Consider the following 14,010-nt stretch of genomic DNA (forward strand, 5'->3'; position numbering starts at 1 on the left):
GGGGGAGCAGGTAGGCTCCTTCTCCTGTTCCCCCGCTTCCCTCGGACTCCCTCCTCTCGGGGAGGGGCTCCGATCCCGATCCAGAAGTACCACGAGAAAGTCCTAGGAGGACACCACAATGGCCAAGGCCAAGTTCGAGCGGACCAAGCCGCACGTCAACATCGGCACCATCGGTCACGTCGACCACGGCAAGACCACGCTGAGCGCCGCGATCTCGAAGGTTCTGTACGACAAGTTCCCCGAGGTCAACGAGAAGCGTGACTTCGACACGATCGACAACGCGCCCGAGGAGAAGCAGCGCGGCATCACGATCAACGTCTCGCACATCGAGTACGAGACCGACAAGCGCCACTACGCGCACGTCGACGCGCCCGGCCACGCCGACTACGTGAAGAACATGATCACCGGTGCGGCGCAGATGGACGGCGCCATCCTCGTGGTCGCCGCCACCGACGGCCCCATGGCCCAGACCCGTGAGCACGTGCTGCTCGCGAAGCAGGTCGGCGTCCCCTACCTGCTCGCCGCCCTCAACAAGTCCGACATGGTCGAGGACGAGGAGATCCTCGAGCTCGTCGAGATGGAGGTCCGCGAGATGCTGGGCTCCCAGGGCTTCGACGAGGACGCGCCGGTCATCCAGGTCTCCGCGCTGAAGGCGCTCGAGGGCGATCCCAAGTGGGTCAAGTCCGTCGAGGACCTCATGGAGGCCGTGGACGAGAAGATCCCGGACCCGGTCCGTGACCTCGACCAGCCCTTCCTCATGCCGATCGAGGACGTCTTCACGATCCAGGGTCGTGGCACCGTCGTCACCGGCAAGGTCGACCGCGGCAAGCTCGCGATCAACTCCGAGATCGAGATCCTCGGCATCCGTGCGCCCCAGAAGACCACGGTCACCGGCATCGAGATGTTCCACAAGCAGATGGACGAGGCATGGGCCGGCGAGAACTGCGGCCTGCTGCTCCGCGGCACCAAGCGTGAGGACGTCGAGCGCGGCCAGGTCGTGGCCAAGCCCGGCACCATCACCCCGCACACCGAGTTCGAGGCGCAGGTCTACATCCTGTCCAAGGACGAGGGCGGCCGTCACAACCCGTTCTACTCGAACTACCGTCCGCAGTTCTACTTCCGGACCACCGACGTCACCGGCGTCATCACGCTGCCCGAGGGCACCGAGATGGTCATGCCCGGCGACAACACCGAGATGTCGGTGGAGCTGATCCAGCCCATCGCCATGGAGGAGGGCCTCGGCTTCGCCATCCGTGAGGGTGGCCGCACCGTGGGCTCCGGCCGCGTCACCAAGATCAACAAGTGATCTGAGCGGGGGAGACCCCGCCGACGTGGCTCGCCCCTTCGGGGCACCGCGCAGAGAAGGCCCCGCACCGGTTCGCCGGTGCGGGGCCTTCTCGCATCCCCGGACGGCAGCCGGGGCGGGACGACCACGTGGTCGCCCCTCGGTCGGCCGACGGCGCCGTCCCAGGGCGACCCTCCGTCGACGAGCGACGGAGGTCGCCGTGGGCCGAGGACGGTGTCGGTGCGAGCGGGGGCCAGCGGCAGGGCGAGGGCCGTGGCCGAGGCGGCTTGAGGCAGGGCGAGGGCCCAGGCCGGGCGGTGGTGAGCCGTGATGACGGGGCGCCGTGCGGCGGCGCACCGGGACGGGCATGTGGGAGACCGCGGTCCGGTGGAGCACAGCAGAGCCCCCGGTCGACGGATCGTCGACCGGGGGCTCTGGAGGCGTGGTGCGTCGGGAGGTTCAGCGCTCCGGCGTCGTGCCGTCCCGCGGCGCAGTGCCGTCCTGGTGCGCAGCGCCGTCCTGCTGCGCAGTGCCGGGGTTCCGGTGGTCCCCGGTTCCCGTCCCGTCCTGCCCGCCGCCCGCCTGGGCGTCCTCGCGCTGCGGGGTGCCGGCCGGCTGACCGAAGCTCGGGCGGTGCGGGCGCGACGGTGCACCGGCCCGGTCCGCGCTGCTCCCGGGCGCGGGAGCGGCGCCGAACCCCTGCTGCTGTCCCGCGCCGTGCTGCGGGCCGACACCCTGCTGCCCGGCCTGACCCTGCGCAGAGGACCCGGCCCGCTGCGGGCCGGGTGCGCCGTACCCGAGACCGCTCTGCCCGGCCGGGGAGCCGTACTGTCCGCTGCCCTGCGTGGGCGAGGGGGCGGTGTACTGCCCGCTGTCCGCCGTGGGCGCGGGAGCGCCGTACTGCCCGCCGCCCTGCGTCGGGGCAGGGCTGCCGAAGCGTCCGCTCGCCTGCGGTGCGGCCGCGGGGGAGGGGGCCACGGCCGGCCCGGCACCGGACTCCGCGAGGATCCGCCGTGCCTGGTCCGCGTGCTTGTGCTCGACCAGCAGCTCGTACTGCATCGGGATCGTCGAGGTCATCGAGGTGAAGTCCCGCTTCCCGCCGGTCATCGCATAGCCGATGACGGACCACACGGTGAAGAACACGATGCCCATCAGCACGCTCGACAGGACGATCATCAGATCGCCGGGCGTGATGAGCATGAACAGCAGCCCCAGGAAGAGGCCCATCCACAGCCCGGACAGGATGCCCTGCCCGATCACCTTCGGCCAGGTGCGTCGGCCGGTGACTCGCTCCATCAGCTTCAGATCCGTGCCGACGATCAGCGTGGACTGCACCGGGAACTCGTGGTCGGCGAGGGTGTCGACCACCGACTGCACCTCCTGGTAGGTGCTGTACACGCCGAGGGATCGCGGGTACTCGAGGTCGTAGAGGCGCGCGGTCAGCGGGGACGACGCCGAAGGGCTCTGACGGGCGTAGGGACTCTGACTCATGGGGGTCACGGTAGCCCCCCGGTTCCGGATCCGCCTGAGCGCTCCCGGGGCGATCCCTGAACACGGCGCGGTGCTCGTGGCCGTGTCGGGCGACCGGCGCTCCCCGCCCCCTCGCACCGGACGCCGCCGCGCGCCGACGGGGAGGTTCTGACCGGGTATATGAAAACGTGACGCGCCCGGGACGGATTCGGTCGGGTTCTGGACATACTGCGGCGTAGCATGTGGGCCACGACACCCTCGGGTGCGCGCTCGGCATGGCGAACCCGCCCCTTTCAACGACGAAAGAGATCCCATGGACACTCCCAGTGACAGCACGAATCTGCCGCTGACCCCCCTCGACCGTCTCGCGGCATCCCGCCGGCGCTTCCTCGCGCTGGCCGGTGCGGGCGTCGGCGCCGGGGCCCTCGCGGCCTGCGCGACCGGTGGCGGCGGCGGCGACGAGGACGGCGGCTCCGACGGCGGCGGCGTCGCCGAGGGCGGCGGCGAGGTCAGCGACGAGAACCCCTTCGGCGTCGACCCGTCCCAGCCCGTCGAGGTCGTCATCTTCAACGGCGGCTACGGCGACCAGTACGCGATCGACGCGGGCAAGGCGATGTCCGAGCTGCACGACGGCATCGAGGTCAACGTCAGCTCGACCGTCGACATCCAGCCCGAGCTGCAGCCCCGCTTCGTCGCGGGCGAGCCGCCGGACGTCTTCGACAACTCCGGCGCGCAGGCGATGAACTCCGCGGCCCTCATCTCCGAGGGGCAGCTCGCCACGCTCGACGAGCTCATCAAGGCGCCGTCCATCGACGGCGGCACGATCGAGGAGTCCCTCCTGCCCGGCGCCCTCGAGCCCGGCACCTACTCCGGCAAGCTCTACTCCCTGAACTACGTGTACACGGTGTTCGCGCTGTGGTACTCCGCCAAGCAGTTCGAGGAGAAGGGCTGGAGCGCCCCGGTCACCTGGGACGACGTCATGACCATCGGCGAGAACGCCGCGGGGGAGGGGCTCTCGCTCTTCGCCTTCGGCGGTCAGAACGCCGCGGACTACTACCACACCATGGCGATCGCGATGGCGGTGAAGCAGGGCGGCAAGGAGGTCGCCACGGCGCTCGACTCCCTCGATGCGGGAGCGTACGAGCAGGACGCCGTGGTGCAGGCGATCGACGCCATCGGCGAGGCGGTCGCGGCGGACTTCTTCCTGCCGGGCGGCGCCGGCATCAAGCACACCGAGGCCCAGGCGCAGTGGGTCACCGGGAAGGCCGTCATGTACCCCTCCGGCTCGTGGATCGAGAACGAGCAGAAGGGCGTCACCCCCGACGACTTCGCGATGACCGGCTGCCCCGAGCCGCTGCTGAGCACGGACGGCGCGATGCCGGCCGAGGCGATCCACGGCACCGCGGGCGAGCCCTTCCAGGTCCCGGCCCAGGCGAAGAACGGCGCCGGCGGCCTCGAGTTCCTGCGCGTGATGCTCTCCAAGGAGCAGGCGCAGAACTTCGCGAAGGTCACCTCCTCCACCACGATCGTGAAGGACTCCGTGCCCGAGGACGCCTTCGGCTCCACGGCGCTGGCCTCCGCGAACGAGATGATCCAGGCCGCGGGCGAGAACGTCTTCACCTGGAACTTCACGGACTGGTACGGCCTCGGGCCGGACTTCAAGCCGATCTGGAACGAGTTCCTCAGCGGCGGGATCAAGGCCGACGAGGTGCGCGAGCGCTCCCAGGCCGTCCTCGACCGCGTGCGGGAGGACGACAGCATCGAGAAGTTCGACGTCGAGGGATGAGCCTCCCGACCACGACCCTCGCCGGGCCGTCGGACGCGCCGCACGCACCCCGCGTGCGGCGCGGCCGGCGCCCCGCGCCGTCGCGCCTGCTGTTCTTCGCCGTCTTCCTCGGCCTCCCGCTGCTGGTCTACATCGTCTTCGTCGTCTCGCCCTTCCTGCAGGCGTTCTACTACTCCCTCACCGACTGGAAGGGGGTCAGCGGGAACGCCGACTTCATCGGCCTGGACAACTACGTCCGGATCTTCACCGACCCGGTCTACCTCAAGGCGCTGCGCAACAACCTGCTGCTGATGATCATCCTGCCCACGGTGACCATCACCCTCGCCTTCGTCCTGGCCGTCATGGTCACGATCGGCGGGGACACCAAGGGCGAGATCCACGGCATCCGCGGCTCGAACATCTACCGCGTGGTGAGCTTCTTCCCCTACGTACTGCCGGCCGTCGTCATCGGCATCCTCTTCGCCTTCATCTACTCCCCGAACGGCGGCCTGCTCAACGGCCTGCTGAACCTCCCGCTGAGGTTGCTGAACGCCCTCGGCGCGGACGTCCGGCTGGTCGGCACCGCCTGGCTCGGCGATCCCCGCTACGCCCTCGGCGCGATCATCCTGGCCGTGGTGTGGTCGCTCGTCGGCTTCTACATGGTCCTGTTCGTCGCCGCGATCAAGGCGATCCCCTCGGAGATCATCGAGGCCGCCCGGCTCGACGGCTGCGGCCGGGTCAGGCTCGCCGCGCAGGTCGTGCTCCCGCAGATCCGGGAGAACGTCTCCACGGCGGTGGTCTACATGGGGATCATGGCGCTGGACATGTTCGTCTACGTCTCGGTGATGACCCCGTCGGGAGGCACCGCCCGCAGCACCGAGGTGGTCTCCCGCTATCTCTACGAGACCGCCTTCGCGCGCTCGCAGTTCGGCCTCGCCTCGGCGATGGGCGTGGTGCTGGCGCTGGTGACGATGCTGATGGCCGTCATCGTGCTGTTCGGCAGCCGGTCGAAGGAGGACGCATGACCCAGGCCCCGCCCCTCGACGCCGCCGCCTCCGCAGGGGAGAGCGGCACGCGCCGGATCGAGCCTCGTCGGCCCCGCCGCAGCCGCGGCGACCGCGCCTTCGCCGGCGCCGCCCACATCGTCCTGATCCTGTGGACCCTCGCGGTGGTGCTGCCGCTGCTGTGGACCGTCTACAGCTCGTTCAAGACGTCCCGGGAGATCCTCACCTCGCCGTTCTCGATGCCGAGTGAGTGGAACCTCGACAACTTCATCACCGCCTGGACCGAGGCCGGGATCGGCCGCTACTTCCTGAACACGCTGATCGTCGTCGGCGGTGCGCTGTTCCTGGTGATGCTGCTGGGCGCGATGTGCGCATACGTCCTGGCGCGCTTCGAGTTCCCGGGTCGTCGGATCATCTACTACGGGATGATCGCGGGACTGACGTTCCCGATCTTCCTCGCCGTCGTCCCGCTGTTCTTCGTGCTGATGAACATGGGCTTGCGCGGCACCTACATCGGGCTGATCCTCGCCTACGTCGGCTTCGCGCTGCCGTTCACGGTGTTCTTCCTCTACGCCTTCTTCCGGCAGCTGCCGGAGGAGATCGCCGAGGCCGCCGCGATCGACGGCGCCGGGGAGTTCCGCACCTTCTTCCAGATCATGGTGCCGCTGGCCACCCCCGGCCTGATGAGCGTCACGATCTTCAACTTCCTGGGCCTGTGGAACCAGTACCTCCTGCCGGTGGTGCTGAACACCGACGAGGACAAGTACGTCCTCGCCCAGGGGCTGAAGAGCCTCCAGGCGCAGCAGGGCTACGAATCGGACTGGGGCGCGATGTTCGCCTCGGTGACGATCACGATCCTGCCGGTGCTGATCGTCTACGTGATCTTCCAGCGCCAGCTCCAGGGCGGGCTCGGCCCCAGCACGAACAAGTAGGACCTCGCACGCCCCGGCCCGCAGCGCCGGGGTGCGACAAGGAGTGGAGGGCCGGGACTCCGGCGGCGCGGATGCCGTACGGTGGTCCCGGCCCTCCGTCGCGCCGGGACCGGCATCGTGGCCGGAGCACGATCCCCGCAGCCGCAGCCGCAGCCGCAGGCACGGGCACAGCCGGCGACGCCGGGCACCGCCGCCGGCGCCTCGTTGTGACGGGGTGCACGACACTCTCCCTTGTGGGCCCGTGCGCCCGTCTGGCAGACTGTTCGAGTTGTCTGCGCGGGCCGACATGCCCGGTTCCGTTCTCCGAGGTCCACCTCGGCGAATGATCACCGGATGAGGTCCGTCCCGAGGATGCGAACCGCACCATCGTGCGGAGTGCGCATCAGAGGTAGGGATCCGACGCAGAAGCAGCCGATCCTCGGCAGTCCTGTGCTGGGCTTTTACGTCCCGTACAGGCCGACACGCCCGTCCTCGGGTACCGGGGAGAGGCCGCATCCATGCCAGACGAAGAAGAGAGACAGGACGCCATGGCGGGACAGAAGATCCGCATCCGGCTCAAGTCGTACGACCACGAGGTGATCGACAGCTCGGCGCGCAAGATCGTCGACACGGTGACCTCCGCGGGCGCGACTGTGGTGGGCCCGGTGCCGCTGCCGACCGAGAAGAACGTGTTCGTCGTGATCCGGTCGCCCCACAAGTACAAGGACTCCCGTGAGCACTTCGAGATGCGCACGCACAAGCGACTGATCGACATCGTCGACCCCACGCCCAAGGCCGTGGACTCGCTCATGCGCCTCGACCTGCCGGCGGACGTCAACATCGAGATCAAGCTCTGAGGGTGGTGGAGATGAGCAACGAACTGACCGGCCAGAAGGCCACCCCCGTCGCGGGCGTGCTCGGCACCAAGCTCGGCATGACCCAGGTCTGGGACGAGAACGGCAAGCTCGTGCCCGTGACCGTCGTGCAGACCGGCGCGAACGTCGTCACCCAGGTCCGCTCCGTCGAGACCGACGGCTACGACGCGGTCCAGATCGCCTTCGGGCAGATCGACCCCCGCAAGGTGTCGAAGCCGCTCAAGGGCCACTTCGAGAAGGCCGGCGTGACCCCGCGCCGCCACCTCGTCGAGCTGCGCACCTCCGACGCCGCCGACTACTCCCTCGGTCAGGAGATCGACGCGTCGATCTTCGCCGCGGGCCAGAAGGTCGACGTCGTGGGCACCTCCAAGGGCAAGGGCACCGCGGGTGTCATGAAGCGTCACGGCTTCGCGGGCGTCAGCGCCACGCACGGCCAGCACCGCAACCACCGCAAGCCCGGCTCCATCGGTGGCGCCTCCACCCCCGGTCGCGTGTTCAAGGGCCAGCGCATGGCTGGCCGCATGGGCGGCGACCGCACCAGTGTCCAGAACCTGACCGTTCACGCGGTCGACGTCGAGAAGGGCCTCGTGCTCGTCAAGGGTGCCGTCCCCGGCCCCAAGGGCGGCCTCGTGCTGGTCCGCTCGGCTGTCAAGACTCCCGCGAAGGAGGCCTGAGCCCGATGGCAGCGAATCTGACCGTCGACGTGCTCGACCCGGCCGGCAAGAAGTCCGGCACCGTCGAGCTGCCTGCGTCGATCTTCGACGTCCAGACCAACGTGGCCCTGATCCACCAGGTCGTCGTCGCCCAGCAGGCGGCGGCCCGACAGGGCACCCACAAGGCCAAGACCCGCGCCGAGGTGCGCGGCGGCGGCAAGAAGCCCTGGAAGCAGAAGGGCACCGGCCGCGCCCGCCAGGGCTCGCTCCGCGCCCCGCAGTTCACCGGCGGCGGCACCGTCCACGGGCCGGTCCCGCGCGACTACAGCCAGCGCACCCCCAAGAAGATGAAGGCCGCCGCCCTGCGCGGTGCCCTCTCGGACCGGGCCCGCAACGGCCGCGTGCACGTGGTGTCCTCGCTCCTCGCGGGCGAGTCCGCCTCCACCAAGGCTGCGAAGGTCACCCTGTCACACGTCTCCGACCGTCGCCACCTGCTGGTGGTCGTGCGTCGTGACGACGACCTGGGCGCCCTGAGCACTCGCAACCTGCCTGCCGCCCACGTCCTGTACGCGGACCAGGTGAACACCTACGACGTCATGCTGTCCGACGACGTGGTCTTCACCGCCGATGCGCTCGAGGACTTCGTGGCTCAGGCCTCCCTGACCCTGCCCACCTCGATCTTCGCCGCGGCGAAGGCCGGCTCGTCGGCTCCCGCCGCCGCTGCCGCGTCTGTCGTTGCCCAGGACGCCCCGTTCGGCGAGGGCTCCGCGGCCCCGCTGGCCGACGGCTCCGCCCCCGAGGGCTTCGAGATCAAGGGCAACCAGGGCTCGATGAAGTTCCACACCCCGGACTCCCCGTGGTACGGCCGCACCAAGGCCGAGGTCTGGTTCGCGACTCCGGAGGCCGCCAAGGCCGCCGGGTTCGTGAACGCGGTCAAGGAGTCCGCCTCGTCCGATGAGGAGGCCGCCAAGTGAGCGCGCTGAACAAGGATCCCCGCGACGTCGTGCTGTCCCCGGTCGTCTCCGAGAAGAGCTACGGGCTGATGGATGAGGGCAAGTACACCTTCGTCGTGGCCGCCGACGCCAACAAGACCGAGATCAAGATCGCCGTCGAGAGGATCTTCGACGTCAAGGTCTCCTCGGTGAACACGATCAACCGTCAGGGCAAGGCGCGCCGCACGCGCTTCGGGATGGGCAAGCGCAAGGACACCAAGCGCGCCATCGTGACCCTGACCGACGGAGCCATCGACATCTTCGGAGGGTCGGTCGCCTGAGGCGTCCGATCTCCGAGGAGCAGAGAGTCTGAGGGAAACCCACATGGCAATTCGTAAGAGCAAGCCGACCACTCCCGGTCGTCGCGGCTCGAGTGGCGCCGACTTCGTCGAGGTCACCCGGTCCACGCCGGAGAAGTCCCTGGTGCGCCCGCTGTCCAAGACCGGCGGCCGCAACAGCAACGGTCGTATCACCTCCCGTCACCGGGGCGGCGGCCACAAGCGGGCCTACCGCGTGATCGACTTCCGTCGTCACGACAAGGACGGCGTCAAGGCCAAGGTCGCTCATATCGAGTACGACCCCAACCGCACCGCGCGCATCGCGCTGCTGCACTACCTGGACGGCGAGAAGCGCTACATCCTCGCGCCGGCCAAGCTGCGTCAGGGCGACTGGATCGAGAACGGCGTCGGCGCCGACATCAAGCCCGGCAACAACCTGCCGCTCAAGAACATCCCGCTCGGCACCGTGGTGCACGCGATCGAGCTCCGCCCCGGCGGCGGCGCGAAGATCGCCCGCTCCGCCGGCGCCTCCGTGCAGCTCGTCGCCAAGGAGGGCCCGTACGCCCAGCTGCGTATGCCCTCCGGCGAGATCCGGAACGTCGACGCCCGCTGCCGCGCCACCATCGGCGAGGTCGGCAACGCCGAGCAGTCCAACATCAACTGGGGCAAGGCCGGCCGCATGCGGTGGAAGGGCAAGCGCCCCCACGTCCGCGGCGTGGTCATGAACCCCGTCGATCACCCCCATGGTGGTGGCGAGGGCCGCACCTCGGGTGGTCGTCATCCGGTGTCGCCCTGGGGTCAGCCCGAGGGCCGTACCCGAAAGCCGGGCAAGGAGAGCGACAAGCTCATCGTGCGCCGTCGTCGGACCGGCAAGAAGCGCTGATAGGGAGAACCGCACATGCCTCGCAGTATTTCCAAGGGCCCGTTCGTGGACGACCACCTTCAGAAGAAGGTGGACGCCCAGAACGAGAAGGGCACCAAGAACCTCATCAAGACCTGGTCGCGTCGTTCGGTGATCACCCCGGACTTCCTCGGCCACACCTTCGCAGTGCACGACGGTCGCAAGCACGTCTCGGTGTTCGTCACCGAGTCGATGGTCGGCCACAAGCTCGGCGAGTTCGCCCCCACGCGGACTTTCAAGGGCCACGAGAAGGACGACAAGAAGGGCCGTCGTCGCTGACATGACGTCAGCAGCGACTGCACTTCTCGAACTCGAGAGAAAGCAGGAAGCAATGGAAGCCAAGGCGCAGGTGCGGTACCTCCGCATGTCGCCCATGAAGGCTCGCCGCGTTGTGGACCTGATTCGTGGCAAGAGCACGGCCGAGGCCCTGGACACCCTGCGGTTCGCCCCGCAGGCCGCCAGCGAGCCCGTCCTCAAGCTCGTGGAGTCCGCGATCGCCAACGCGCGGGTGAAGGCAGACCAGGCGGGGGAGCGCTTCGACGAGCGCGAGCTCGTCGTGTCCGCCGCATTCGTCGACGAGGGTCCGACCATGAAGCGGTTCCAGCCGCGTGCTCAGGGTCGTGCCTTCCAGATCAAGAAGCGCACCAGCCACGTCACCGTGGTGGTCGCTCCCGTGAACAAGTAAGGAGTCCCGAATGGGCCAGAAGGTCAATCCGAACGGGTTCCGCCTCGGGATCACCACGGAGCACAGCAGCCGGTGGTTCGCCGACTCCTCGAAGGAGGGGCAGCGGTACCGCGACTACGTGAAGGAAGACGTCGCGATCCGCAAGCTCATGTCCGAGGGGCTCGAGCGCGCCGGCATCTCCAAGGTCGAGATCGAGCGCACCCGCGATCGCGTCCGCGTCGATCTCCACACCGCCCGCCCGGGCATCGTCATCGGGCGTCGCGGGGCGGAGGCCGAGCGTCTGCGCGGCGAGCTGGAGAAGCTCACCGGCAAGCAGATCCAGCTGAACATCCTCGAGGTCAAGAACCCCGAGGCCGATGCTCAGCTGGTCGCCCAGGGCATCGCCGAGCAGCTCGCCGCCCGCGTCTCCTTCCGTCGTGCGATGCGCAAGGGCATGCAGTCCGCGCAGCGCGCCGGCGCGAAGGGCATCCGAGTGGCCGTCTCCGGCCGCCTCGGCGGCGCCGAGATGAGCCGCAACGAGTTCTACCGCGAGGGGCGCGTGCCGCTGCACACCCTCCGCGCGAACATCGACTACGGCTTCTACGAGGCCCGCACCGCCTTCGGCCGCATCGGCGTGAAGGTCTGGATCTACAAGGGCGACGTCACCGCCAAGGAGCTCGCGGCCCAGCAGGCCGCCTCGCAGGGTCCCCGCTCCGGCGGACGCGGCCCGCGTGCCGAGCGCCCGCGCGGCCGTCGCAACGAGCGCAACGCCGCTGCCCGTCGTGAGAACAACGAGTCTGCCTCGCAGACCGCTGCTCCCGCCGAGCAGGCCGCGGCTCCCGCGCAGCAGCCCGGAACGGAGGCCTGAGCGACATGCTGATCCCTCGCAGGACCAAGCACCGCAAGCAGCACCACCCGACCCGCAGCGGCATGGCCAAGGGCGGCACCGAGCTGGCGTTCGGTGAGTACGGCATCCAGGCGCTCGCGCCGGCGTACGTCACCAACCGTCAGATCGAGGCGGCTCGTATCGCCATGACCCGCTACATGAAGCGTGGCGGCAAGGTGTTCATCAACATCTACCCCGATCGTCCGCTCACCAAGAAGCCTGCCGAGGTCCGCATGGGCTCCGGCAAGGGTTCGGTCGAGTGGTGGATCGCCAACATCAAGCCGGGACGCGTCATGTTCGAGGTCGCCGGCGTCGAGGAGGAGGTGGCTCGCGAGGCTCTGCGCCTGGCGATGCACAAGCTCCCCATGAAGTGCCGCATCCTGAGCCGAGAGAGTGGTGACATCTGATGGCAGCGACCAAGCTCACCGCCGATGAACTCGACAAGCTGGACGACTCCAAGCTGGCCGAGGAACTGGCGAAGGCGAAGGACGAGCTGTTCAAGCTCCGTTTCCAGAACGCCACCGGTCAGCTCGAGAGCTCCGGCCGTCTGCGGTCCGTCAAGAAGGACATCGCACGGATCTACACGATCCTGCGCGAGCGCGAGCTGGGCATCCGTCAGGCGCCCGGCGCCGCCGAGTGACCCCGGAGCGAGGAACTGAGATGACTGAGAACAACCAGGCCGAGACCCCGGCCGTCGAGGATCTCGCGAAGGAGGGTGCGCAGGCGTCGTCCGCCGAGCGTCCCTACCGCAAGACCCTGCGCGGCTACGTGGTCTCCGACAAGATGGACAAGACAATCGTGGTCGAGGTCGAGGAGCGTGTGAAGCACGCCCGCTACGGCAAGGTCACGACCAAGACGAGCAAGTTCAAGGCTCACGACGAGGAGAACACCGCCGGCATCGGCGACCGTGTCCTCGTCATGGAGACCCGTCCGCTCTCCGCGTCCAAGCGGTGGCGGCTGGTCGAGATCCTCGAGCGCGCCAAGTGATCCGCCGGCGGTCCGCGTGACCGCCCGGCAGCTCTGAGAAGGGCCGGTCCTCCCCACGGGGAGGGCCGGCCCTTCTGCGCTCCCCGGAGGTCAGCCCGGAGCGCCGACGAGGTGCATCAGCAGCGCGCCGGCGAGAGCGTCCTCGGCCCTCGGTGCGGCGACCTCGCGCAGCTCCCCGTCCCCGTCGCGCAGCTCCACGACGAATCCGCCGTCATCCCTCCGCCGCAGCGCGGAGAAGGCGGCGCCGAGCGCCTCGCGCAGCTGGTCCTCCCGCGGCAGCCACACCGCCTCGTCCTGCTCCACGGAGTCCAGCGCCCACTCGGTGGTGCCGTTGAAGCGCAGGACGCGGGTGCCGGTGCGCCCTCGGCCCACCTCCACCACCATCGAGGAGAGCATGAACGCCTCCTCGCGCAGCAGCGCGTTGTCGATCGCGAACAGGTCCCCGTCGGCCGGCTCCCAGGGCAGTCCCGCGTCCCGGAGCCGTCTGGCCACATCGATGTCGATCATGGGAAGAAAACTACGCCCCTGCCGGGTGCCGGGGCCATGCTCCACGTCCGGGGACCGGATCGCCGAACGGTGTGAGGACGAGCCCCCGGCGCAGGAGAGCAAGCACACACGAGGGAGCCCGCCCCGCAGGGGTGACAGTTCCGGGGGCGGGGCGTAGTCTTGAACGGTTGCCGGAGGACTGCGCCCCGCCCCGTGGTGGTGGTGCCCGATTCCGCGACAGGATCCGGGACACCCGATCCGTCCTCGCCGGAGACCTCGCACGAGAGGCGAACGCCCCGCGTTCACCACGCCAGTGCCTGAGTCCGGCAGAGGGTTTTTTGGTGCCCGGGACCCGTCGGCGGCGACGTCCCGGCGCGGCAGCGTCCATGGCGGCGCTGAGCAAGGTCCATATTCCGTTCCGCCAGGCTCGGCCGGCCCGCTCCCGCAGGTCGGAAGAGAACCGGTGAGACGATAGGAGAACGAGTGATTCAGCAGGAGTCGCGACTGAAGGTCGCCGACAACACGGGTGCCAAGGAGATTCTCTGCATCCGTGTTCTCGGTGGCTCCGGTCGCCGTTACGCCAGCATCGGCGACACCATCGTGGCGACCGTCAAGGACGCCATCCCCGGTGGCAACGTCAAGAAGGGCGACGTCGTCAAGGCGGTCGTCGTCCGCACGTCCAAGGAGGTCCGTCGCATCGACGGCTCCTACATCCGCTTCGACGAGAACGCGGCGGTCATCCTCAAGACCGACGGCGAGCCGCGCGGTACCCGCATCTTCGGCCCCGTCGGCCGCGAGCTGCGCGACAAGCGCTTCATGAAGATCGTCTCGCTGGCACCGGAGGTGCTGTGAC

At 69.1% G+C, this 14,010-nt stretch carries 18 protein-coding genes; 16 read left to right on the plus strand and 2 right to left on the minus strand.

From position 1 onward, the window contains the following. The first annotated feature begins 118 nt into the window (after nt 1-118). Nucleotides 119-1,306: an elongation factor Tu gene (tuf, locus tag A4A78_RS06950; RefSeq protein WP_010550339.1), complete on the plus strand. Its 1,188-nt coding sequence runs from the start codon at nt 119-121 to the stop codon at nt 1,304-1,306. Nucleotides 1,307-1,744: 438 nt separating this feature from the next. Here tuf and A4A78_RS06955 read toward each other — a convergent pair whose 3' ends face one another. Further along, the gene (locus tag A4A78_RS06955; RefSeq protein ID WP_062947596.1) at nt 1,745-2,776 is read right to left on the minus strand and encodes a general stress protein; all 1,032 of its coding nucleotides are present in this window, start codon (nt 2,774-2,776) and stop codon (nt 1,745-1,747) included. Nucleotides 2,777-3,068: 292 nt separating this feature from the next. Between A4A78_RS06955 and ngcE the strand changes: the two genes are divergently transcribed. The 14 genes from ngcE (at nt 3,069) to rpsQ (ending at nt 12,671) form a co-directional block, all read left to right on the plus strand. Beyond that, the gene (gene ngcE, locus A4A78_RS06960) at nt 3,069-4,541 is read left to right on the plus strand and encodes an N-acetylglucosamine/diacetylchitobiose ABC transporter substrate-binding protein (RefSeq protein ID WP_010550337.1); all 1,473 of its coding nucleotides are present in this window, start codon (nt 3,069-3,071) and stop codon (nt 4,539-4,541) included. Further along, on the plus strand, nt 4,538-5,545 hold the full coding sequence (locus tag A4A78_RS06965) for a carbohydrate ABC transporter permease (protein ID WP_062947597.1): 1,008 nt from the start codon (nt 4,538-4,540) through the stop codon (nt 5,543-5,545). Before ngcE ends, A4A78_RS06965 begins: the two co-directional genes overlap by 4 nt. Continuing rightward, complete coding sequence (locus A4A78_RS06970) at nt 5,542-6,456, plus strand: carbohydrate ABC transporter permease (RefSeq protein WP_156488566.1); 915 nt, start codon at nt 5,542-5,544, stop codon at nt 6,454-6,456. Before A4A78_RS06965 ends, A4A78_RS06970 begins: the two co-directional genes overlap by 4 nt. Nucleotides 6,457-6,983: 527 nt before the next feature. After that, complete coding sequence (gene rpsJ, locus A4A78_RS06975; protein WP_010550334.1) at nt 6,984-7,292, plus strand: 30S ribosomal protein S10; 309 nt, start codon at nt 6,984-6,986, stop codon at nt 7,290-7,292. Nucleotides 7,293-7,303: 11 nt separating this feature from the next. Then, nucleotides 7,304-7,984: a 50S ribosomal protein L3 gene (gene rplC / locus A4A78_RS06980; RefSeq protein WP_062948134.1), complete on the plus strand. Its 681-nt coding sequence runs from the start codon at nt 7,304-7,306 to the stop codon at nt 7,982-7,984. Nucleotides 7,985-7,989: 5 nt separating this feature from the next. Continuing rightward, the gene (rplD, locus tag A4A78_RS06985) at nt 7,990-8,937 is read left to right on the plus strand and encodes a 50S ribosomal protein L4 (RefSeq protein WP_062947598.1); all 948 of its coding nucleotides are present in this window, start codon (nt 7,990-7,992) and stop codon (nt 8,935-8,937) included. After that, nucleotides 8,934-9,236 (plus strand): 50S ribosomal protein L23, encoded by a 303-nt coding sequence (gene rplW, locus A4A78_RS06990; protein WP_062947599.1) that lies wholly within the window; start codon nt 8,934-8,936, stop codon nt 9,234-9,236. Before rplD ends, rplW begins: the two co-directional genes overlap by 4 nt. A gap of 43 nt (nt 9,237-9,279) precedes the next feature. Next, a complete protein-coding gene (gene rplB / locus A4A78_RS06995) occupies nt 9,280-10,116 on the plus strand; it encodes a 50S ribosomal protein L2 (protein ID WP_062947600.1) in 837 nt (278 codons plus the stop codon). A 15-nt stretch (nt 10,117-10,131) separates the two neighbouring features. Beyond that, nucleotides 10,132-10,413, plus strand: a complete 282-nt coding sequence (rpsS, locus tag A4A78_RS07000; RefSeq protein ID WP_010550329.1) for a 30S ribosomal protein S19 — start codon at nt 10,132-10,134, stop codon at nt 10,411-10,413. 52 nt (nt 10,414-10,465) lie between these two features. After that, a complete protein-coding gene (gene rplV, locus A4A78_RS07005) occupies nt 10,466-10,819 on the plus strand; it encodes a 50S ribosomal protein L22 (RefSeq protein WP_010550328.1) in 354 nt (117 codons plus the stop codon). A gap of 10 nt (nt 10,820-10,829) precedes the next feature. Then, nucleotides 10,830-11,666, plus strand: a complete 837-nt coding sequence (rpsC, locus tag A4A78_RS07010; protein WP_062947601.1) for a 30S ribosomal protein S3 — start codon at nt 10,830-10,832, stop codon at nt 11,664-11,666. Between the two features lie 5 nt (nt 11,667-11,671). Continuing rightward, entirely contained in the window at nt 11,672-12,091 is a 420-nt protein-coding gene (gene rplP / locus A4A78_RS07015) for a 50S ribosomal protein L16 (protein WP_010550326.1), read from the plus strand. Then, entirely contained in the window at nt 12,091-12,324 is a 234-nt protein-coding gene (rpmC, locus tag A4A78_RS07020; RefSeq protein ID WP_010550325.1) for a 50S ribosomal protein L29, read from the plus strand. Before rplP ends, rpmC begins: the two co-directional genes overlap by 1 nt. Nucleotides 12,325-12,344: 20 nt before the next feature. After that, on the plus strand, nt 12,345-12,671 hold the full coding sequence (rpsQ, locus tag A4A78_RS07025; protein WP_062947602.1) for a 30S ribosomal protein S17: 327 nt from the start codon (nt 12,345-12,347) through the stop codon (nt 12,669-12,671). A 90-nt stretch (nt 12,672-12,761) separates the two neighbouring features. Here the strand turns inward: rpsQ and A4A78_RS07030 are convergent, their stop codons facing one another. Further along, on the minus strand, nt 12,762-13,178 hold the full coding sequence (locus tag A4A78_RS07030) for a hypothetical protein (RefSeq protein ID WP_062947603.1): 417 nt from the start codon (nt 13,176-13,178) through the stop codon (nt 12,762-12,764). 462 nt (nt 13,179-13,640) lie between these two features. Here A4A78_RS07030 and rplN point away from each other — a divergent pair, with 462 nt between their 5' ends. Continuing rightward, on the plus strand, nt 13,641-14,009 hold the full coding sequence (rplN, locus tag A4A78_RS07035) for a 50S ribosomal protein L14 (RefSeq protein WP_010550321.1): 369 nt from the start codon (nt 13,641-13,643) through the stop codon (nt 14,007-14,009). The last annotated feature ends 1 nt before the right edge of the window (nt 14,010 follow it).

The sequence above is a fragment of the Brachybacterium sp. sponge genome (assembly GCF_001613775.1).
In the GTDB taxonomy this organism is placed as follows: Bacteria; Actinomycetota; Actinomycetes; order Actinomycetales; family Dermabacteraceae; genus Brachybacterium; species Brachybacterium conglomeratum.

Bases quoted from the DNA above. Each gene is read 5' to 3' on its own strand.
- tuf (WP_010550339.1), top strand. From the start codon at position 119: ATGGCCAAGGCCAAGTTCGAGCGGACCAAGCCGCACGTCAACATCGGC.
- A4A78_RS06955 (WP_062947596.1), bottom strand. From the start codon at position 2,776: ATGAGTCAGAGTCCCTACGCCCGTCAGAGCCCTTCGGCGTCGTCCCCG.
- ngcE (WP_010550337.1), top strand. From the start codon at position 3,069: ATGGACACTCCCAGTGACAGCACGAATCTGCCGCTGACCCCCCTCGAC.
- A4A78_RS06965 (WP_062947597.1), top strand. From the start codon at position 4,538: ATGAGCCTCCCGACCACGACCCTCGCCGGGCCGTCGGACGCGCCGCAC.
- A4A78_RS06970 (WP_156488566.1), top strand. From the start codon at position 5,542: ATGACCCAGGCCCCGCCCCTCGACGCCGCCGCCTCCGCAGGGGAGAGC.
- rpsJ (WP_010550334.1), top strand. From the start codon at position 6,984: ATGGCGGGACAGAAGATCCGCATCCGGCTCAAGTCGTACGACCACGAG.
- rplC (WP_062948134.1), top strand. From the start codon at position 7,304: ATGAGCAACGAACTGACCGGCCAGAAGGCCACCCCCGTCGCGGGCGTG.
- rplD (WP_062947598.1), top strand. From the start codon at position 7,990: ATGGCAGCGAATCTGACCGTCGACGTGCTCGACCCGGCCGGCAAGAAG.
- rplB (WP_062947600.1), top strand. From the start codon at position 9,280: ATGGCAATTCGTAAGAGCAAGCCGACCACTCCCGGTCGTCGCGGCTCG.
- rpsS (WP_010550329.1), top strand. From the start codon at position 10,132: ATGCCTCGCAGTATTTCCAAGGGCCCGTTCGTGGACGACCACCTTCAG.
- rplV (WP_010550328.1), top strand. From the start codon at position 10,466: ATGGAAGCCAAGGCGCAGGTGCGGTACCTCCGCATGTCGCCCATGAAG.
- rpsC (WP_062947601.1), top strand. From the start codon at position 10,830: ATGGGCCAGAAGGTCAATCCGAACGGGTTCCGCCTCGGGATCACCACG.
- rplP (WP_010550326.1), top strand. From the start codon at position 11,672: ATGCTGATCCCTCGCAGGACCAAGCACCGCAAGCAGCACCACCCGACC.
- rpmC (WP_010550325.1), top strand. From the start codon at position 12,091: ATGGCAGCGACCAAGCTCACCGCCGATGAACTCGACAAGCTGGACGAC.
- rpsQ (WP_062947602.1), top strand. From the start codon at position 12,345: ATGACTGAGAACAACCAGGCCGAGACCCCGGCCGTCGAGGATCTCGCG.
- A4A78_RS07030 (WP_062947603.1), bottom strand. From the start codon at position 13,178: ATGATCGACATCGATGTGGCCAGACGGCTCCGGGACGCGGGACTGCCC.